The following is an 18,929-nucleotide window of genomic DNA, read 5'->3' as shown; positions in this document are numbered from 1 at the left end:
CAGAACTTTAGGTTTTTTGTCGCATGAATGAAAATTCGTGCGGCCGTTCACCTAACGGTTTCCGACAAGCCGGCGCTACATGGCAACCGTGACCTGCCCCGGGCCGGTGACCCTGGCTTTGACTACCCGCCCGGAAGCCTGGTTCCTGACGCGGATCTGCTGGCCAGGGGCGCCGTCGGTGAGGGCTTCGCCGGGCATTCTGACACTGATCGAGCCGCTCTGCGCGCTGATGACGACCTGGTCGCCCTTGCGAACCACTTCGGCCACTTCGACATGTGCCGGCGTCAGCGGTTGATCGGGCATCAGGCTGCGGGTCAGCTTGTGCCCGAGGATCTGCTCGAATGCGGTGAGGTAACCCTGGGTGAGCAGGCCGACGTCCCGCTCGGCGAGCGTGACATCCGTGGCGGAGAGCCGCTCCTGCCGTTTGAGTGGACGGGCAGCCACTATCACGTCCCGGTAAAGGCGCACCTGGCCGGGCACGAACACCGTCCAGGGGGACGAGCCCTGGCAGCTGACCCGCACGGTGACGCGGCCGACGGGTTGTGCCGGGCTTTCCAGTTCCGTCGTCAACGGCCTGTCGCAACTGGCCAGGCGCAGGCGCGGGTCGAGCCGATTGACCGACACCTCGTGGCGCGCGTCGATGGACGTGCGCTCCAGGTATTGGCTCACCGAGCGTTCAAGAAACTCCTGGGTGGCGTCGATAAGCTGTTGCGGCAGCGTGAAGCCCTGCGCCCATGCAGTGTGGTCGAGCAGACCCAAAGCAGGTAAAAGGAGGGCGCCGCATAGCGTGCCGCGCAGGTGTCGAAAAACAGGCGTCTGTACGTTCATGAAGAGTCAAAAGCAAGGGGCGTGCCGCCTGCTAGGCTCGACCTATTCCCCTTCGCAGATCCCAATCGTGAGGAAACTGGCATGGCCGGTGTATTGGATTCGGTAAACCAGCGCACACAGCTGGTCGGGCAGAACCGCCTGGAGCTGCTGCTGTTTCGCCTGAACGGCAATCAGCTATACGGCATCAACGTCTTCAAGGTGAAGGAAGTGCTGCAGTGCCCGCGGCTCACCCTGATGCCCAAGTCCAATCCGGTGGTGCGCGGTGTGGCCAGCATCCGCGGCGGCACCATTCCGATCCTCGACCTGGCCAAGGCCACCGGCAAATCCAGCGTCGACGACCTGCAGACCAGCTTCGTCATCATCACCGAGTACAATACCCAGGTGATCGGCTTCCTGGTGCGCTCGGTGGAGCGCATCGTCAACCTCAACTGGGAAGAAATCCTGCCGCCGCCGAAGGGGACGGGACGCGACCATTACCTGACGGCCGTTACCCACGTGGACAATCGTCTGGTCGAAATCATCGACGTGGAGAAGGTGCTGGCCGAGGTGGCCCCGGTCTCCGAAGGCATCTCCGAAGGAATTCTCAGCGCCGAGATCCAGTCGAAAGCGGTATCGAACCGAGTATTGATCGTCGACGACTCGTCGGTGGCTCGCAAGCAGGTGACGCGTTGCCTGCAGCAGGTCGGCGTGGAGGTCGTGGCGCTGGAAGACGGCCGTCAGGCGCTCGAGTACCTGCGCGCCATGGCAGACGAGGGCAAGCGCCCGGCGCGGGAGTTCCTGATGATGATTTCCGACATCGAGATGCCGGAAATGGATGGCTACACCCTGACCGCCGAGGTGCGACATGATTCGCGGATGCAGGACCTGCATGTCCTCCTGCATACTTCGCTTTCCGGCGTCTTCAACCAGGCGATGGTGAAGCGGGTAGGAGCGGACGATTTCCTGGCGAAATTCCAGCCGGACGATCTCGCCGCACGCGTCGTCGAGCGCATCGGGTCCATGGATGGCAAGTGAAACCGGCCTTCACAGGCATTGAGGCGAGGCGCGATTAGTGTCGGCTAACCTGGAGTTCGAGCAGTTCCGAGCTTTCCTCGAGAAGACCTGCGGCATTCTTCTCGGCACCAACAAGCAGTATCTGGTTTCCAGCCGGCTGAACAAGCTCATGGCCCAGAACGGCATCAAGTCGCTGGGCGAATTGATCAATCGCATCCAGGCCCAGCCGCGCGCGGGGCTGCGCGAGCAGGTGGTCGACGCCATGACCACCAACGAGACGCTCTGGTTTCGCGATACCTATCCCTTCGAAGTGCTGAAGCAGCGCGTGCTGCCGGAAATGATCAAGGCCAGCCCCGGCCAGCGCCTGCGGATCTGGTCGGCGGCCTGTTCCTCCGGGCAGGAGCCGTTCTCGCTGTCGATGACGATCGATGAATTCGAGCGCAGCAACCCCGGCCAACTGAAGGCCGGGGCTCAGATCGTCGCGACCGATCTGTCCGGCGCCATGCTGACGGCCTGCAAGGCGGCCGAATACGACAGCCTGGCGATCGGGCGTGGCCTGTCCCAGGAGCGTCTGCAGCGCTACTTCGACCCGCGTCCGGGCGGGCGCTGGGCGGTCAAGGCGGCGATTCGCAGCCGCGTCGAGTTCCGCGCGCTGAACCTGCTGGACAGCTACGCCGCGCTCGGCAAGTTCGACATCGTGTTCTGCCGCAACGTGCTCATCTATTTCTCGGCCGACGTGAAGAAGGACATCCTTCGTCGTATCCACGCCACACTCAAGCCCGGTGGCTATCTCTTCCTGGGCGCCTCCGAAGCGCTGAACGGCCTCCCGGAGCTGTACCAGATGGTTCAGTGCAGCCCGGGCATCGTCTACAGGGCCAGGTGAGCCGAAGCGGCAGAAAACCGTCGCACCGGCCGCCGCCGCCTCCGGCAACAGCGGAAAAATGTTGCCGCTTCTGACGCGGTTGCAATCCCGCATGTCGCCAACCCTTTGAAATAAAGGGTATTTCTACTCTGGCACGGGCTTTGCTCTCTGTCTTGCACACGCAGACTGGCAGAGGCTCGTCCATGACCATCAACTTCGACCGCGCGCTCGGCATCCACGAGAAGGCGCTGGGCTTTCGCTCCCAGCGCGCCGAGGTGCTGGCGAACAACCTGGCCAACGCGGATACGCCGAACTACAAGGCGCGCGATCTGGATTTCGCCAGCGTCCTGCAGGCGCAGCAACAGCGGGTTCAGGGAAACGCATTGTCCGTCACCAGGACCAGTGGCAACCATATCGCCGCCCAAGGCGACAGTTTCGGTACGCCTGGCGTGCTCTACAGCATGCCGGAGCAGCCTTCCATCGACCAGAACACCGTCGATGCGAACGTCGAGCAGGCCAAATATGCGCAGAATGCGCTGGACTTCCAGGCCAGCTTCACCTTTCTGAACAGCAAGCTCAAAGGCTTGATGAACGCCATTCGTGGGGAGTGAGCGCCATGTCGTTATCCAACATCTTCAATATTGCCGGTAGCGGGATGAGCGCTCAGAGCGTGCGCCTGAATACCGTCGCTTCGAACATTGCAAACGCTGAGTCGGTATCGTCAAGCATCGACGAGACCTATCGCGCGCGCCATCCGGTTTTCGCCACCATGCTGCAGCAGGCCCAGGGTAGCGGGGGGCAGTCCCTTTTCTCCGAGCGGGACGAGGCTGGGGTCGGCGTTCGGGTCACCGGAATCGTCGAAGACCAAAGCGAGTTGCTGGCTCGCTACGAGCCGAGCAACCCGGCGGCGAACGCGGAAGGCTACGTGTATTACCCGAACGTCAACGTCGTCGAGGAGATGGCCGACATGATTTCCGCCAGCCGTGCGTTCCAGAGCAACGCGGAATTGATGAACACGGCAAAGACGATGATGCAGAAAGTGCTGACCCTGGGGCAGTGAGGAGCGCCTGAATGAGTACCGTCGACAGTACCACCTCAGCGAGCATCCTCTCGCAATATGCCTACGAGGATACGAGCAGCAAGTCCTCGTCCAGCGACGCACTGGGCAAGGATACCTTCCTGCAGTTGCTGGTCACCCAGTTGAACAATCAGAACCCTCTGGATCCTCAGGACAACAGCGAGTTCGTCTCGCAGCTGGCGCAGTTCTCCAGCCTCGAAAGCATGCAGAACCTCACTGATACGGTCGGCTCCTTCTATGGCAGCTACCAGTCGATGCAGGCGCTGCAGGCCTCGTCGCTGGTCGGTCGCTCCGTGGTAGTGAACACCGACTCCGCCCAGTTGGAGGCCGGCGGCAGCATCAGCGGCAGTCTGGTCATGCCGTCCAGCGGCAGCAACGTCACCGTCGGTGTCTACGATGCCAGTGGCGAGCAGGTGACTACCCTGTCGCTGGGCACGCTGGCGACCGGAGAGCAGAGCTTCACCTGGAATGGCACCGACACCGAAGGCAATGCGGTTGCCGCCGGCAGCTACACCATCCTGGCAGCCGCCAGTATCGGTGGGGAGAACACCGCGCTGACCACCTACCTGCCGGCCAAAGTGAGCAGTGTCACCCTGGACAGCTCAGGTGCCGGCATGACGCTGAATCTGGCCGGTCTGGGCAGCGTCTCGCTGTCCGACATCAAAACCATCGCTGAATGATTGCCGGGATCGGCAAGGAGTAACCCATGTCCTTCAACGTCGCGCTCAGCGGTCTGAATGCCGCCAGTACCGACCTCAACGTCACCGGCAACAACATCGCCAACGTGGCCACTACTGGCTTCAAGTCGTCACGGGCGGAGTTCCAGGATGTCTACCTGAGCTCCATGCTGGGCTCGGGGCAGCGCACCGCGGGCAGCGGCGCGACCTCGTCCGTATCGCAACAGATGACCGGCGGCAACATCAATAGCACCGGGCGCAGCCTGGATCTGGCGATCGACGGGGGAGGGTATTTCATTACCCGCAACGGGGGCGATACCTACTACACCCGTGCCGGCAACTTCTATACCGACAAGGAAGGCTACGTCACCAACTCGCAGGGCGACATTCTGCAGGGCTATACCGAGACCGATGCCAGCGGCAACATCATCCCGGGGCAGTTGCGTAACCTGAAGGTCGACGCTTCCGGTCAGCCGGCCACCGCGACCAGCACGGTCACCGGCGCGTTCACGCTCAATTCGTCTGCCACTGCCATAACAGCCGACTTCGACCCTAAGGATTCCAGCACCTACAACTGGTCCACCAGTTCGGACATCTACGACTCGCTCGGCAACACTCATAGCCTGATGCAGTACTTCGTCAAGGATGCCAACAACGCGTGGACCATGTACTCGCTGGTCAACGGGCAGAACCCGGCCAATCCGGCGAGCAGCGAACCCAGTGCGGTGAGGCTTTCCTTCGACCCGTCTGGCAACCTCGACAACGTACTGCAGCGTACCGCGTTGGACGAAAATGGTGATGGCGAGCAGGACGTGGATATCGATGGCAACCTGCTCTGGGAGACGAATGGCGTGGTGGATGCCGAGGGTAACCCGGTGGATGCTTGGACAACCGTGAGCACCCAGCCAACCCTGAGCCTGGGTACCTGGACGCCTGCTGTCCAGCAGGGCGGTGCTTGGATTCCCAACGGGGCGACCTCCAGCGCGACGACCGACGGCCAGCTCATGTTCAACCTGGCCAACACCCGCCAGACCAACAGCACCTTCGGCATCAATAGCAGCGGGATCAACCAGGACGGCTGGGCTGCCGGGCAGCTTTCCGGGCTGTCGGTGGACGAGAGCGGCAAGCTGTTCGCCACCTACACCAACGGTCAGTCCAAGGTGATCGGCCAGGCGGTGCTGGCGAGCTTCACCAACGAACAGGGCTTGGCCTCCGTCAGTGGGACCAAGTGGCGCGAAACCTTCGCTTCCGGCGAGCCCGCCAATGGCGTGCCGGGGTCGGGGTTGCTGGGCGGGGTCCAGGCCGGCGCTCTGGAGGATTCCAACGTCGACCTGACCGCCGAACTGGTTCGCCTGATCATCGCCCAGCGCAACTACCAGGCCAACGCCAAGACCATCGAAACCGAAAGTGCCATTTCGCAAACCATCATCAATCTGCGCTGACAGGTTCCGCCGGCCAGGCGCTGGCGTAATTCAAACGCTTCGTTTCCAACGAGGCCCTCGCTCCCGCTAGAGCCCATCTTCCGCGGAGCGAGGGCCTCGTTGCGTTGGGGTGGAAGCCGCCTTCCGCGCAGCGGCGAGCCCTTGCCGCGCCGGCTTTCCGGCGCCCGCAGGTCATGAAAAAGCCGTTCCATATCAATCAGTTGCAGGATTTTTGTGGTTGGCATGACGATTGCTAAATCATCCATGAGGCGGCCTGAGTCGTCCGATTTCCGCCGAGGAGCACTCCCATGGACAAGATGCTTTACGTCGCCATGACCGGCGCGAGCCAGGTTTCGCTGGCGCAACGCGCCCATGCCAACAATCTAGCGAACATCTCGACCACCGGTTTCCGCCGCGACCTGGAGCAGGCGCGCGCCATGCCGGTATTCGGTGAGGTTCAGCCCAGCCGTGTATTTTCGATGAGCGAGCGGCCGGCGACCGATTTCACCGCGGGCGCGCTGCAGGAAACCGGTCGGGAGCTGGATATCGCCATGCAGGGCGAAGGCTGGATTGCGGTGCAGACGCCCGACGGCGGCGAAGCCTATACCCGCGCCGGCAACCTGACGATCGATGCGCTGGGCATGCTGCGGACCGCCGACGGCCTGCCGGTACTCGGCAACGCCGGTCCCATCGCCTTGCCCCCGGAAGAGAAGGTAGAGATCGGCGTAGACGGCACGATCACCATTCACGCGCTGGGCGAGGCACCGAACGTCCAGGCCGAGGTGGATCGCATCCGTCTGGTCAATCCCGACCCGTCCCGGATGAGCAAAGGTGCCGACGGCCTGATGCATGTCACCGGCCAGCCAGCGGAAGTCGATGCCGGCGTGCGCGTGGTGTCCGGTTTTCTCGAGGCGAGCAACGTCAACGCCGTGGAAGAGATGACTTCCATCCTTGCGCTTTCCCGGCAGTTCGAGCTGCAGGTGAAGATGATGAAGACGGCCGAGGATGGCTCCGCAGCCATGGCCCGGGTATTGCAAATCAGCTAGTGAACAATTCAGCCCGCCGGAAATCTGGCGGGCGAGGAGAAGACCATGCTTCCGTCTCTTTGGGTCGCCAAGACCGGCCTGGCCGCGCAGGACATGAACCTTGCGACCATTTCCAACAACCTGGCGAATGTGGCCACCACCGGCTTCAAGCGCGACCGTGCGGAATTCCAGGACCTGCTCTATCAGGTCCGCCGCCAGCCGGGTGCCCAGTCCACCCAGGACAATCAGCTTCCCTCGGGCCTGCAGCTGGGTACCGGCGTGCGCATCACCGGCACCCAGAAGGTGTTCACCACCGGCAGCCTGCAGACCACCGAGCAGCCGCTGGATATGGCCATCAACGGCCGCGGTTTCTTCCAGGTGCTGATGCCCGACGGCAGCATGGCCTATACCCGTGATGGCACCTTCCATCTCAACGCTGACGGCCAGGTGGTCACCGCCAACGGTTTCCCGCTCGAGCCGGCCGTGGTGGTGCCCGCGGAAACGCAGACCTTCACCGTCGGTGAAGACGGCACCGTGTCGGTGACCGTGCCCGGCAGCGCCCAGCCGCAGATTATCGGCAACCTGCAGACCGCCGACTTCATCAATCCCGGCGGCCTGCAGGCCAGCGGAAATAACCTGTTCATGGAAACCGCCGCGAGCGGCGCGCCCCAGATCGGCACGCCCGGTCTGAACGGGCTCGGTACCGTGCTGCAGAACACGTTGGAAAACTCGAACGTCAGCGTGGTGGAGGAAATGGTCAACATGATCACCACCCAGCGCGCCTACGAGATGAATTCCAAGGTGATCTCTACTGCGGATCAGATGCTCAGTTTCGTTTCGCAGAATCTCTGATCGCTCTTTCACAGGGTTTCGCCATGTGTCGTTTCTTCACTTTTCTGTTGACGGCTTCTGCCGTCGCGCTCGCCGGTTGCGTCGCACCCGCCGCGCAGCCCAACGATCCATATTACGCACCGGTATTACCGCGCACCCCGCTACCGGCGTCCGCGACCAACGGGGCCATCTATCAGGCGGGCTTCGAGAGCGATTTCTACAGCGACCGCAAGGCGTTCCGCGTGGGCGATATCATCACCATCGAGCTCAACGAGCGGACCCAGGCGAGCAAGAACGCCACCTCCGACATCAGCAAGGACAGCTCGGCCAACATCGGGCTCACCTCGCTGTTCGGTGGCGGCGTATCGACCAAGAACCCGCTCACCGGCAACAGCATGAACCTGGGCGCGCAGTTCGAGGGCACGCGCAGCAACCAGGGTGCCAGCTCTGCGGGTCAGAGCAACAGCCTCTCCGGCTCGATCACCGTCACCGTGGCCGAAGTGTTGCCAAACGGCCTGCTCGCCGTGCGTGGCGAGAAATGGCTGACGCTCAATACCGGGGAGGAGCTGGTGCGCATTTCCGGCCTGGTCCGTTCCGACGACATCGGCACCGACAACATTGTCTCTTCGACCCGTGTCGCCGATGCGCGCATCACCTATTCGGGTACGGGCGCCTTCGCCGATGCCAGCCAGCCGGGTTGGCTGAGCCGTTTCTTCATCAGCCCGTTGTGGCCGTTCTAACGTGGAGGCGCAGATGAACCGCGTAGGAGCGAGCTTGCTCGCGAAGCTTTTGCATGGCCTGTCTCAGCGGGCGAACTCGTTTCACCAGGCGCTGGCGGCCAGGCCGGTACGCTCGGAGACTTCCTGCTACCGGCAGTTCGCCTCCGCTCACCCTGGCTATCGCCGCCGTGGTGCCAACGACTGGCTGTTGCTGGCGACCCTGCTGTTGCTCGCGGCACTCAGCCCGAACCTGCATGCCGAGCGCCTCAAGGACATCGCCAGCATCCAGGGCGTGCGTACCAACCAGTTGATTGGCTACGGTCTGGTGGTCGGCCTGAGCGGCAGTGGCGACCAGACCACGCAGACGCCCTTCACGCTGCAGACCTTCAACAACATGCTCGCCCAGTTCGGCATCAAGGTGCCGGACAACGTCGGCAACGTGCAGCTCAAGAACGTCGCCGCGGTATCCGTGCATGCCGAGATTCCACCGTTCGCCAAGCCCGGCCAGACCATCGACGTGACCATCTCCTCGATCGGTAATGCCAAGAGCCTGCGCGGCGGTAGCCTGCTGATGACTCCCCTCAAGGGGATCGACGGCAATGTCTACGCCGTCGCTCAGGGCAACCTGGTAGTCGGCGGTTTCGATGCCGGTGGCGCTGATGGCTCGCGGATCACCGTCAATGTCCCGTCGGCCGGTCGCATCCCTGCGGGCGCCACTGTCGAACGGCCGGTGCCCAGCGGTTTCGAGCAGGGCAACACCTTGACGCTGAACCTCAATCGTCCGGATTTCACCACCGCCAAGAATGTGGTCGACAAGATCAACGAATTGCTCGGCCCGGGTGTAGCCCAGGCGCTCGATGGCGGCTCGATCCGCGTCGCTGCGCCACTGGATCCGACCCAGCGCGTGGACTACATGGCGATCCTCGAAAACCTCGAGGTGCAGCCTGGCCAGGCCGTGGCCAAGGTCATCATCAACTCGCGCACAGGCACCATCGTCATCGGGCAGAACGTGCGCGTGCAGCCTGCCGCCGTGACCCACGGCAGCCTGACCGTGAGCATCAGCGAGGACCCTCAGGTGAGCCAGCCGAACCCGTTGTCCGGCGGGCAGACCGTCGTGGTGCCCAACTCGCGGGTCAGCGCCCAGCAGGAAGCCAAGCCGATGTTCAAATTCGGGCCGGGCACCACGCTCGACGAGATCGTGCGTGCCGTCAATCAGGTGGGCGCGGCGCCCAGCGACCTGATGGCCATTCTCGAGGCCCTCAAACAGGCCGGCGCCTTGCAGGCCGACCTGATCGTGATCTGACGAGGTTTCCATGGACTCGCAACTGGGCAGTGTGCGCAACGTCGTCGACAGCGGCGCCTACACCGATATCAATCGCCTGAGCCAGCTCAAGGGCAAGGATCGCGACAGCGAGGCCAATGTCCGCAAGGTGGCCCAGGAGTTCGAATCGCTGTTCCTGAACCAGATGCTCAAGTCGATGCGCTCGGCCAACGCGGTGTTGTCAGAAGGCAGCGATCTGACCCAGAGCGAGACCACCAAGCAGTATCAGGACATGTACGATCAGCAACTGTCGGTGACCCTGTCGAAGCAGGGTGGGGGCATCGGGCTGGCCGACATGCTGGTACGGCAGATGGCCAAGGACAAGACCGGCGGCGATCGGCCGAATCCCTTCGCGCAGACGGCGGCCGACGCGGTGCCGACCGCCGCCGTCGATCACACGGCCAGGCCGCTGCCCGACGGGGTTGCCGGCCGCGACGACCGTTCGGCGCTCAACCTGCGCCGCCTGGCGTTGCCTGGTAGGCTGGCCCCGCGCCAGGCGGCCGCCGAAGCGCCGGCCGCCGAAGCGAGCGCAGAGGCCGCTCTGGCCGCAAGCGCGACGCAGCCGTCCACGCGTGAGCCGCGCCCGCTGGTGGACCTCGGCTATCGCGCCCCGCGCCCGATGCCGGTCAGCCAGCTGCCGACCCGTGCTACCTACAACGGCGTGGCCCAGGCCGACCTCAAGCAACGTTTCGAAACCCCCGAGGCGTTCGTCGCGGCGATGATGCCGATGGCCGAGCAGGCCGCGCAGCGCCTCGGCGTCGAGCCGCGCTACCTGGTCGCCCAGGCGGCGCTGGAAACCGGCTGGGGCAAGTCGATCATCCAGCACGGCGATGGTCGCAGCAGCCACAACCTGTTCGGCATCAAGGCCCACGGCTGGGGCGGCGACAGCATGCGAGTCAACACGCGTGAATATGTCGCCGGCACCGCCGTGACCGAAAAGGCCTCGTTCCGCAGCTATGGTTCGTTCCGCGACAGTTTCAACGACTACGTGAGCTTCCTGCAGAGCAACGGCCGCTACCGCCATGCGCTGGGTGCCACCAGCGCCGAACAGTTCGTCAGGGAACTGCAGAAGGCCGGCTATGCGACCGATCCGAACTACGCCAGCAAGATCAACCAGATCGCTCGCCAGATGCAGACCTACCAGACCATCGCGGCCGCAGGAGTGAGCAGCACCAATGGCTAGCCTTATTTCCCTCGGCCTGTCGGGGTTGACCGCCAGCCAGGCGGCCCTGACCACTACCGGGCACAACATCAGCAATGCCGACACCGCCGGCTACAGTCGCCAGCAAACGGTTCAGCAGACCGCGCCGGCATCGGCCTTCAACGGCCTGAACTACATTGGCAACGGCACCAGCCTGGCCGAAATCCGGCGCGTCTACAACGACTACCTCACGACCCAGGTACGCACCAGCACCTCGCTCAACAGCGAGGCGCAGACGTTTCTGAGCCAGGTCAGCCAGGTGGATGCGCTGTTGTCCAACACCGACACCGGCTTGTCGAGCGTCTTGTCGAGTTTCTTCACCAATCTGCAGACGCTGTCCCAGCAGCCGACCGACCTGACGGCGCGGCAGCTCTTCCTGAGTTCGGCGAACACCCTTTCCGGCCGTTTCCAGAGCGTGTCCGCCCAGCTGTCGGACCAGGCCAGCTACGTCAATGACCAGCTCTCCAGCCGCGCCGACGAGGTCAACTCGCTAAGCAAGGCGATCGCCGGCTACAACCAGTCGATCATGCAGGCCAGCGCCAACGGCGCCTCGCCCAACGACCTGCTCGATGCCCGTGAAGAGGCGGTGCGCCAGCTCTCCGAGCTGGTCTCGCTCAGCGTGGTCAGCCAGGACAGCGGTTACGCCGTCTACATGGGGAACGGCCAGCCGCTGGTGGTGGGAAATACCGCTTCGAGCCTGTCGGTGGTGCCGCCGGCCGGCAACAGCCAGAATTCCACGCTCGCCCTGACCACCGGCAGCGGCACCCGGATCGACGTGACCGGCGTTGTCTCGGGTGGCGAAATAGGTGGCCTGCTGCGCTATCGCAGTGAAGTGCTGGCGCCGGCACAGGCCCAGGTGAACCGCCTGGCGCTGGTGCTGGCCGACCAGCTCAACGGCCAGCTGGGCCAGGGTGTGGACCTGAACGGTGACTGGGGTTCGAACCTTTTCGCCGACATCAACAGCAGCGAGCTGCAGGCGCAGCGGGTGTCTTCCAGCGGTTCGCCGAGCGATCCGACCCAGGCTCCGGTCACAGGCATGTTGTCGATCACCGACTCATCGCTCATCCAGGCCAGCGATTACAGCCTGCAGTACGACAGCGGCACGGGAGCCTATAGCGCCAAGCGGCTGAGCGATGGCGCGCAGATGAGCGTCACCGTCGATGCTGCTGGATCGCTGTCGTTGCAGGATGCCAAGGGTGTCGACCAGGGGTTCACCGTCACCCTCAGCAGTACCCCCGCCAGCGACGAGAAGATCAGCCTGCAGCCCACGCGCGGCGCGGCAGCGGCGCTGAGCGTAACCCAGACCGATGCCAGGGCCCTGGCCCTGGCCTCGCCGGTCAAGGCCGAGGCCACGTCCGGTAACGTCGGCTCGGGCGTCATCGGCGAGCCGGTGGTGAGCAGCACGCTGGATGCAACCCGTCAGGCGGTGCTGGACGGGGCGCTGCCGGTGAAGCTGGTGTTCACCGACGCGTCCACCTTCAGCGTCTATGGCTCCGATCCCGAAGGCTCGAGCCTCGCTTCGGGGACCGTCGCCGACGGCAAGTTGATCCTTACTGTCGAGGGATCCGCGGCTGGCGACAATGATGACTTCACTCTGGAAATCCCGTTCTCCGGCACGCCGGCCAATGGCGACAGCTTTACCCTGAGTCGCACCGGCGCCAACAGCAGCGACAACCGCAACGCCCTGGCGCTGATCGGCCTGCAGACGGCGAAGACGGTCGGTGGCGCGCAAAGCTTCGGCGACGACTATGGCCAACTGGTCAGCAGCATCGGCGCCATTTCGTCTCAGGCCAAACTGGACGGTACCGCCACGGATGCGGTACTGACCCAGGCCAATGCCGCACGTGAGTCGGTTTCCGGCGTGAACCTGGACGAGGAAGCCGCTAACCTGATCAAGTTTCAGCAGTACTACAACGCTTCTGCGCAGGTCATCAAGGTGGCGCAAAGCATCTTCGACACCCTGCTCAGTTCGATCTGATAGTCCGAGGTTGTTATGCGCGTCTCCACATCGCAGATATACAATGGCGGCCTCTCGAGCCAGCAGCGTATCTATTCGAACGTCAACAAGGCCTACGAGCAGATTTCCAGCGGCAAGCGCATCCAGACCGCCGCGGACGATCCAGTGGGCGCCGCGCGGCTGCTGCAGCTTGAGCAGCAAAGCGCACGGCTCGAGCAGTACGCGAAGAACCTGGGCAGCGCCGAAGACACCCTGAAGCAGGAAGACGCCACCCTGGGCACCATCGGCAACGTGTTGCAGCGTGCCCGCGAGCTGGCGCTGGGCGTCAACAACGGCAGTTATGGCGACGCCGACCGCAAGGCCGTCGCCGATGAGCTGGAGCAGATCGAGGCGCAGCTGCTGGGATTGATGAACAGCCAGGACGTCAACGGCCAATACATTTTCGCCGGTGCGAACAGCGGCACGCAGCCGTTCGTGAAGAATGCCGACGGCAGCTACAGCTACCAGGGCGACCAGAACCAGCTCAAGCTGCAGGTCACCGACGGCATGACGCTGGCCACCAACGACAGTGGCTTCAATACCTTCTACAACATCGCCAATGCCTCTGCCACGCAGACCAGCCTGAGCTCCACGACCCTGGCCATGGCGACCACCACCTTGCCGGAAGGCCAGGCCCAGCGCCTGACCGCCGCACGCCCGGTGGTGACGGGCCCGGACCAGTACGCTGACTTCCAGGCGGGCCAGCCTTATCGAATCGAGATCGGCGTCGAGGGTGCCTACAGCGTGTTCGACGCCAGCGGTAACCTGGTGTCCGATGCAGACGATGACCTGGTCGGTACGCTGGACCTTGACGACGCCGGCTCGACCAGCATCCAAGTGAATGGCGTTTCGCTTAAGCTCGACCTCAGCTATGCCGAAGGGGACGATACCGACACTATCGGTGCGGCGCTCGCCGGCCAATCCTTCACCTTCGGCGCCGAGGAGCAGGCGCTCACCCTGTCCCAGGGGCGGGTGGTGGACAGCTACGCCTACGCCAACGAGTTCGCCGGCAGCAGTTATCAGCTCCAGATCATCGACGGCAGCAGCTTTGCCATCTATCCGCGTAATGCCGATGGCGGCCTGTCGAATACCGCGGCCTACAGCGGGCATTATGACCCGAGCGTCGACGGCGGCACCCGCTTCACCTTCCGTGGCGTGGAGTTCACCCTCGACGGCCTCACCCGCGACCTGCCGGCGGGCACCGATCTGGACGAGGCTCTGGCCGGCTACACCTTCGACATCGGCGCGCAGAGCAGCGGGCCGAACGTCATTGCCAAGGCGGGCAACCCCAGCGGCGCTTCCGTGAGCATGAGCGCCACGGGCAGCCTGTCCGCCATTCCAGCGGCGGGCTTCGAGGTGGTGTTCAGTGACGACGACGGCACGTTGCAGTATTCGTTGGTCTCGGGCGGCAGGACGATCATCACCGGCCAATACGGTGCCGACAATGCCGAAATCTCCGCCTACGGCCTGACCCTCACCTTCAGCGACACACCACAGGCGGGCGACCAGTTCTCCGTGGGCGCCAGGAGCCAGGGCACCCAGAGCATCCTCGACACGGTTTCCACCCTGCGCCAGGCGCTGCTGGTGCCCACCGACGGCAACGAGGCCGCCGGGATCGAGCAGCGCAACCAGATCGCCAATGCCATCGCCAACCTGGACAACGGCGCGAACCAGGTCTCCTCAGTGCGCTCCTCGGTGGGCGCCAGGCTCAACGCCATCGAATCGCTGACGACCGAGAACGAGAGCCTGCAGATCAACAACGAGAGCATCCAGTCAGCTATCCGCGACATGGATCCGGTGGAGGCCATTACCCAGTTGAACCTGCAGCAGACCATTCTCGAAGCGGCACAAATGGCATTCGTGAAGATCAGCCAGCTGAGCCTGTTCGACCGCATGTGATGGAAGGGCGGTGCCTGTCGGGCGCTGGCAACCGTCGGCGGCGCACGCGTCTCGGGCCGGTGGATGCGCTCGGGCAGGCGCGGCGGGCAAGGGGAGGCCGCCTTCCGGTAGTGCGCCGTAATGGCATATAGCCATAGCGCCGTCGCCTGGGCGCTGCTATGTTCGCTGCTCGTCCTTCTGGAGCGCGCCGTATGGCTCTGATTCCCGTGCACAAAGAGCAAGTCGAGATCGGCACCCCACTGGCCTGCACCCTGTTCGACGCGGAAGGTCGACCGCTGTTTCGCCCCGGCGAGGTCATAGCGGACGCCCAGGGGCTGGACGAACTGCTGGCGCGCGGGCTTTATCGCGACCCGGCGGCCGAGGACGAGGCGGCGAGCAAGCCGGCCGCGCCGCGTTTGCAGCTGCAACCCGGCGACAACCTGCAGATCCAACCGTGGGATACCCCGAGCGAGCGCCACATGGTCAAGGTCGTCGGGCATCTGGCCCCGGTGAGCCTGCTGGTAACCGCGCCCGCTATCAACGGCAAGCTGCTGTTCGTCCGCGAGGGGCAGGTCTTTCTCGTTCGCGGTTTCGTCGGGCAGGATGCGCTGGCCTACCGTACCCGCGTGCTCAAGACGCAGCTCAGCCCCTTTCCCTACCTGCACCTGGCCTACCCGGAAACGGTGCAGTCCACCCGTATCCGCAAGTCCGCGCGTACCCGGGTAGACCTGGTGACCGCCATTGGCGGTGCGAGCGGCAATGTCGCCGGGCGTGTCGCCGACCTCAGCATGGGCGGCGCGCGGGTGCTCAGTGCCGGGGCCATTGCCGCCATCGGCGACGAGGTCAGGCTCTCCTTTCGTGTCCAGCCCGGCGGCATGGACATCTACCTGAGCCTGCGCGCGGTGGTGCGGACCTTCCAGCCCGAATCGACGCATCAGGCTCCGTGCACCACCGGGCTCGAGTTCATCGACCTCAGCGAGCAGGAACGCCTGGCGCTGATGAGCGTGGTCTACCAGAACCTCGTGCAGGAGCTGGTCTAGGGGCTGTCGAGCCTGCTTGGGTAGCCGTCGCAACGGCTCGGTCGCGGGGCTCCTGGCGCCTGCGGCGGAGCCGACATCGGGCGGGAGCTCGCGCCCGGCCGTCTGCCAGGCACCGCTACCGGTACACCGCGCCCCGACGCCGGTTTCGACAATAAAGGCACTTTGCCCTCAAGTTTCTTCCAGACGGCCGATAACCCTCTCAGGTGGCGCGGGTTCGTTTCCTCCGGAAACCCCGGCGCGCCGAGGTGTGAGGGCTGTCAAGCCAAGGCGAAAAAACCTCATGGATTCGCCTAAAGCTTCCCGGCTCCGCGCCGATAAGGAGATCGAACGCGAACTTCATGGGTGCCTGAGAGAGCCAGCCCCGAGGGTCGCAAGCTCAGGCAAACACTAGAGTCCTCTGGAGGACAGCATCATGGCCCTGACCGTCAACAGCAACATCACTTCCCTGAACGTTCAGAAGAACCTGAACACCGCCGCCAGCAAGCTGGGCGACTCCATGGAGCGCCTGTCCAGCGGCCTGAAGATCAACAGCGCCAAGGACGACGCCGCCGGTCTGCAGATCTCCAACCGCCTGACCAGCCAGATCAGCGGCCTGAACACCGCGGTGAAGAACGCCAACGACGGCATCTCCATCGCCCAGACCGCCGAAGGCGCCATGCAGGAATCCACCAACATCCTGCAGCGCATGCGCGAACTGGCCCTGCAGTCGGCCAACGGCTCCAACAGCGACGAAGACCGCGCCTCCCTGCAGCAGGAATTCACCGCCCTGTCCGGCGAACTGACCCGTATCGCCAGCACCACCTCCTTCGGTGGCAAGAACCTGCTGGACGGCAGCTTCGGCAGCACCAGCTTCCAGATCGGCGCCAATGCCAACCAGACCGTTTCGTTTAGCTTGAGTGGTGTAGCGGCGAAGGATCTGAAGGGCGCTTACAGCATCGCCTCCAGCGTCGGTGGTGCGCAGAAGGGCATGACCGCCTCGGTCACCGGCTCGTCGATCGGCGCCGCCAACGGCAACAGCACCGATCCGGTCAGCCTGACCGGCAGTACCTATACCGCTCCGACTGCGAACAGTTCGGTCAATATCAATGGCATTGGTATCGCGCTTGCTAGTGGTGATGACATCGATGCCGCCATTAGTGCGATCAATGACCAAAAGGACTATACCGGCGTCACCGCCAGCAAGGACAACGGCAAGCTGGTTCTGACTTCCAGCCAGAGCATCGAGGTCGCCAACGGCAGCGCCATCGGCTTTACTTCGGATTCCAACAGCTACGCCGTGGCTGCCAGTGGCCGTGCAAGCGTCACCGGGACGGGCTTTAATGCCGGCGGCATCGTGGCATCCACTGCCGATACGCTGACGATCAATGCGACGGGCTACGCAGCGACCGATATCACCCTGCAGGCCGGGGATGAGCTGAAGGACGTCGTCGCCCGGATCAATGACAAGAGCAGCGACAGCGGTGTGACCGCCAGCATCGAGGATGGGCAGCTCAAACTCGAAGCCAAGGGCGATATCACTGTTGACGGTAACGCGGCTGGCGCGGTAGGGATTACTGGCGCCGGCGCCATTTACGAGGCCTCGACCGCAGGTCAGGCAAAAGTCTCGGGCTCGGTGGTAAGTACCAGTACCTTTGATGCCACCAATGGTTTCACTAAAGCTAATACCAGCTTCAAGCTCAATGGCACCGAGATTTCCCTACTCAAGGGTGACTCGCTGAGTGACGTTGCGGCACGCATCAACGATGCTGGCCTGGATATTAAAGCCGACGCTACCGGCGGCAAGCTGACTTTTACTTCCACCTCCGACATTTCCGTCGACGGTGATAGCGCAGTTCTTACCGATCTTGGCCTGACCAAGGGCACCACCGAAGTCGCCACCGCCAAAAATGCTGAGCAGGTATTCGCCTTCATTGCTCCCACCGACGGCGACGACCAGCTGACTATCAATGGCAAGACGATCAGCCTGTCCGAGGATGAATCCATCGACAGCGTGATCGACAAGATCAACGCTGCTGGCAGCGGTGTGACTGCTGAGAAGGTTTCTGCAGATGGCGGTAATACTTACACCAGTATCAAGCTCAGTTCCGCCGACAGCTTCGAGATCGCTCAGGGTGACAATGGCGGCTTCGGTGTGCTGGGTCTTTCCGCCAACAACGGCGGCATCACCCGTGTAGCGGGTGCTCCAGCCAGCGCTACCGATGGCAAGCTGTCTGGCGATGCCTCCATCAAGCTCAATGGTGAAACCATCACTCTGAAGGATGGTACGGACGCTCAGGCAATCGCCGACAAGCTGAACCAGAGCGCCGACAAGACCGGCGTCACCGCTTCGGTCAAAGACGGGCGCCTGGAGCTGACCTCGGCTGACGGCAAGGCCATCGAGCTGTCGAACGACACCGCAGGCTCCCTGGCCAAGCTGGGCCTCACCGCGGGCACCACCGGCGCCAAGCTTGACTCGGCTACGTCCGTGACCCTTAACGGTACGGAAGTGAAGCTCGCCGCCGGCAGCGACATGGAGAGCATCGTCACCTCCATCAACACCGCCAGCACCGGCGTCACTGCGAGTGTGAAGGATGGGGCTCTGGTGCTGTCCTCCGACAAGGACTTCACCGTCGCCGATGGCGCGGCTGGTACCGGTCTCGAAGCGCTCGGCCTGACTACCGGCAGCAATACCGCCGTCACCCAGGACACCACCGTCAGCAACCTGGACATCAACACCGCCGAAGGCGCGCAGACCGCCATCCAGGTGCTGGACGGCGCCATGCAGCAGATCGACAGCGAGCGGGCCAAGCTCGGTGCGGTGCAGAACCGTTTCGACAGCACTGTCTCCAACCTGCAGAACATTGCGGAGAACGCCTCGTCGGCGCGCAGCCGCATCCAGGACGTGGACTTCGCCGCCGAGACCGCCGAACTGGCCAAGCAGCAGACCCTGCAGCAGGCCTCCACCTCGGTGCTGGCGCAGGCCAACCAGCTGCCGTCCTCGGTGCTCAGCCTCCTGCAGTAATCCGGCAGGTAGCCAACTGAGCGAAACCACGGGAGGGGTGCCCCAGGCACCTCTCCCG

16 protein-coding genes are annotated in these 18,929 nt (G+C 63.7%); 15 read left to right on the top strand and 1 reads right to left on the bottom strand.

The window, feature by feature from the left end; translation table 11 throughout:
* Window positions 1-75 precede the first annotated feature (75 nt).
* Complete coding sequence (gene flgA, locus H610_RS0116585) at window positions 76-828, bottom strand: flagellar basal body P-ring formation chaperone FlgA (RefSeq protein WP_028240727.1); 753 nt, start codon at window positions 826-828, stop codon at window positions 76-78.
* Window positions 829-909: 81 nt separating this feature from the next.
* Here flgA and H610_RS0116580 point away from each other — a divergent pair, with 81 nt between their 5' ends.
* The 15 genes from H610_RS0116580 to H610_RS24070 all read left to right on the top strand — a co-directional run bounded on the left by H610_RS0116580 (window position 910) and on the right by H610_RS24070 (window position 18,871).
* Entirely contained in the window at window positions 910-1,842 is a 933-nt protein-coding gene (locus H610_RS0116580; RefSeq protein ID WP_028240726.1) for a chemotaxis protein CheV, read from the top strand.
* A gap of 37 nt (window positions 1,843-1,879) precedes the next feature.
* The gene (gene cheR, locus H610_RS0116575) at window positions 1,880-2,704 is read left to right on the top strand and encodes a protein-glutamate O-methyltransferase CheR (protein ID WP_043238839.1); all 825 of its coding nucleotides are present in this window, start codon (window positions 1,880-1,882) and stop codon (window positions 2,702-2,704) included.
* A gap of 182 nt (window positions 2,705-2,886) precedes the next feature.
* Complete coding sequence (gene flgB / locus H610_RS0116570) at window positions 2,887-3,294, top strand: flagellar basal body rod protein FlgB (RefSeq protein WP_028240724.1); 408 nt, start codon at window positions 2,887-2,889, stop codon at window positions 3,292-3,294.
* Between the two features lie 5 nt (window positions 3,295-3,299).
* Window positions 3,300-3,743, top strand: a complete 444-nt coding sequence (gene flgC / locus H610_RS0116565; RefSeq protein ID WP_028240723.1) for a flagellar basal body rod protein FlgC — start codon at window positions 3,300-3,302, stop codon at window positions 3,741-3,743.
* Between the two features lie 11 nt (window positions 3,744-3,754).
* Window positions 3,755-4,441, top strand: coding sequence for a flagellar hook assembly protein FlgD (locus H610_RS0116560; protein ID WP_028240722.1), 687 nt, complete (start codon window positions 3,755-3,757; stop codon window positions 4,439-4,441).
* A 26-nt stretch (window positions 4,442-4,467) separates the two neighbouring features.
* The gene (gene flgE, locus H610_RS0116555; RefSeq protein ID WP_028240721.1) at window positions 4,468-5,880 is read left to right on the top strand and encodes a flagellar hook protein FlgE; all 1,413 of its coding nucleotides are present in this window, start codon (window positions 4,468-4,470) and stop codon (window positions 5,878-5,880) included.
* Window positions 5,881-6,167: 287 nt separating this feature from the next.
* Window positions 6,168-6,905: a flagellar basal-body rod protein FlgF gene (gene flgF, locus H610_RS0116550; RefSeq protein WP_028240720.1), complete on the top strand. Its 738-nt coding sequence runs from the start codon at window positions 6,168-6,170 to the stop codon at window positions 6,903-6,905.
* Window positions 6,906-6,950: 45 nt separating this feature from the next.
* Window positions 6,951-7,736 (top strand): flagellar basal-body rod protein FlgG, encoded by a 786-nt coding sequence (gene flgG / locus H610_RS0116545; RefSeq protein WP_028240719.1) that lies wholly within the window; start codon window positions 6,951-6,953, stop codon window positions 7,734-7,736.
* Between the two features lie 23 nt (window positions 7,737-7,759).
* Window positions 7,760-8,455 (top strand): flagellar basal body L-ring protein FlgH, encoded by a 696-nt coding sequence (gene flgH / locus H610_RS0116540; RefSeq protein WP_043238835.1) that lies wholly within the window; start codon window positions 7,760-7,762, stop codon window positions 8,453-8,455.
* A gap of 34 nt (window positions 8,456-8,489) precedes the next feature.
* Window positions 8,490-9,737: a flagellar basal body P-ring protein FlgI gene (locus H610_RS0116535; RefSeq protein ID WP_408055001.1), complete on the top strand. Its 1,248-nt coding sequence runs from the start codon at window positions 8,490-8,492 to the stop codon at window positions 9,735-9,737.
* Window positions 9,738-9,747: 10 nt separating this feature from the next.
* Window positions 9,748-10,938, top strand: coding sequence for a flagellar assembly peptidoglycan hydrolase FlgJ (flgJ, locus tag H610_RS0116530; RefSeq protein ID WP_028240716.1), 1,191 nt, complete (start codon window positions 9,748-9,750; stop codon window positions 10,936-10,938).
* Complete coding sequence (gene flgK, locus H610_RS0116525) at window positions 10,931-12,934, top strand: flagellar hook-associated protein FlgK (protein WP_028240715.1); 2,004 nt, start codon at window positions 10,931-10,933, stop codon at window positions 12,932-12,934. Before flgJ ends, flgK begins: the two co-directional genes overlap by 8 nt.
* A 15-nt stretch (window positions 12,935-12,949) precedes the next feature.
* On the top strand, window positions 12,950-14,851 hold the full coding sequence (gene flgL / locus H610_RS24600) for a flagellar hook-associated protein FlgL (RefSeq protein ID WP_051231825.1): 1,902 nt from the start codon (window positions 12,950-12,952) through the stop codon (window positions 14,849-14,851).
* Window positions 14,852-15,042: 191 nt separating this feature from the next.
* On the top strand, window positions 15,043-15,870 hold the full coding sequence (locus H610_RS0116515; RefSeq protein WP_028240714.1) for a flagellar brake protein: 828 nt from the start codon (window positions 15,043-15,045) through the stop codon (window positions 15,868-15,870).
* 412 nt (window positions 15,871-16,282) lie between these two features.
* A complete protein-coding gene (locus tag H610_RS24070; RefSeq protein ID WP_051231823.1) occupies window positions 16,283-18,871 on the top strand; it encodes a flagellin N-terminal helical domain-containing protein in 2,589 nt (862 codons plus the stop codon).
* Window positions 18,872-18,929: the final 58 nt, after the last annotated feature.

It is taken from the genome of Stutzerimonas azotifigens DSM 17556 (assembly GCF_000425625.1).
In the GTDB taxonomy this organism is placed as follows: domain Bacteria; phylum Pseudomonadota; class Gammaproteobacteria; order Pseudomonadales; family Pseudomonadaceae; genus Stutzerimonas; species Stutzerimonas azotifigens.
This window is presented reverse-complemented; position numbering and strand designations above follow the sequence as displayed.

Excerpts from the sequence above, each read along its gene's own strand:
- flgA (WP_028240727.1), bottom strand. The coding sequence starts at position 828 with ATGAACGTACAGACGCCTGTTTTTCGACACCTGCGCGGCACGCTATGC.
- H610_RS0116580 (WP_028240726.1), top strand. The coding sequence starts at position 910 with ATGGCCGGTGTATTGGATTCGGTAAACCAGCGCACACAGCTGGTCGGG.
- flgB (WP_028240724.1), top strand. The coding sequence starts at position 2,887 with ATGACCATCAACTTCGACCGCGCGCTCGGCATCCACGAGAAGGCGCTG.
- flgC (WP_028240723.1), top strand. The coding sequence starts at position 3,300 with ATGTCGTTATCCAACATCTTCAATATTGCCGGTAGCGGGATGAGCGCT.
- H610_RS0116560 (WP_028240722.1), top strand. The coding sequence starts at position 3,755 with ATGAGTACCGTCGACAGTACCACCTCAGCGAGCATCCTCTCGCAATAT.
- flgE (WP_028240721.1), top strand. The coding sequence starts at position 4,468 with ATGTCCTTCAACGTCGCGCTCAGCGGTCTGAATGCCGCCAGTACCGAC.
- flgF (WP_028240720.1), top strand. The coding sequence starts at position 6,168 with ATGGACAAGATGCTTTACGTCGCCATGACCGGCGCGAGCCAGGTTTCG.
- flgG (WP_028240719.1), top strand. The coding sequence starts at position 6,951 with ATGCTTCCGTCTCTTTGGGTCGCCAAGACCGGCCTGGCCGCGCAGGAC.
- flgH (WP_043238835.1), top strand. The coding sequence starts at position 7,760 with ATGTGTCGTTTCTTCACTTTTCTGTTGACGGCTTCTGCCGTCGCGCTC.
- flgJ (WP_028240716.1), top strand. The coding sequence starts at position 9,748 with ATGGACTCGCAACTGGGCAGTGTGCGCAACGTCGTCGACAGCGGCGCC.
- flgK (WP_028240715.1), top strand. The coding sequence starts at position 10,931 with ATGGCTAGCCTTATTTCCCTCGGCCTGTCGGGGTTGACCGCCAGCCAG.
- flgL (WP_051231825.1), top strand. The coding sequence starts at position 12,950 with ATGCGCGTCTCCACATCGCAGATATACAATGGCGGCCTCTCGAGCCAG.
- H610_RS0116515 (WP_028240714.1), top strand. The coding sequence starts at position 15,043 with ATGGCTCTGATTCCCGTGCACAAAGAGCAAGTCGAGATCGGCACCCCA.
- H610_RS24070 (WP_051231823.1), top strand. The coding sequence starts at position 16,283 with ATGGCCCTGACCGTCAACAGCAACATCACTTCCCTGAACGTTCAGAAG.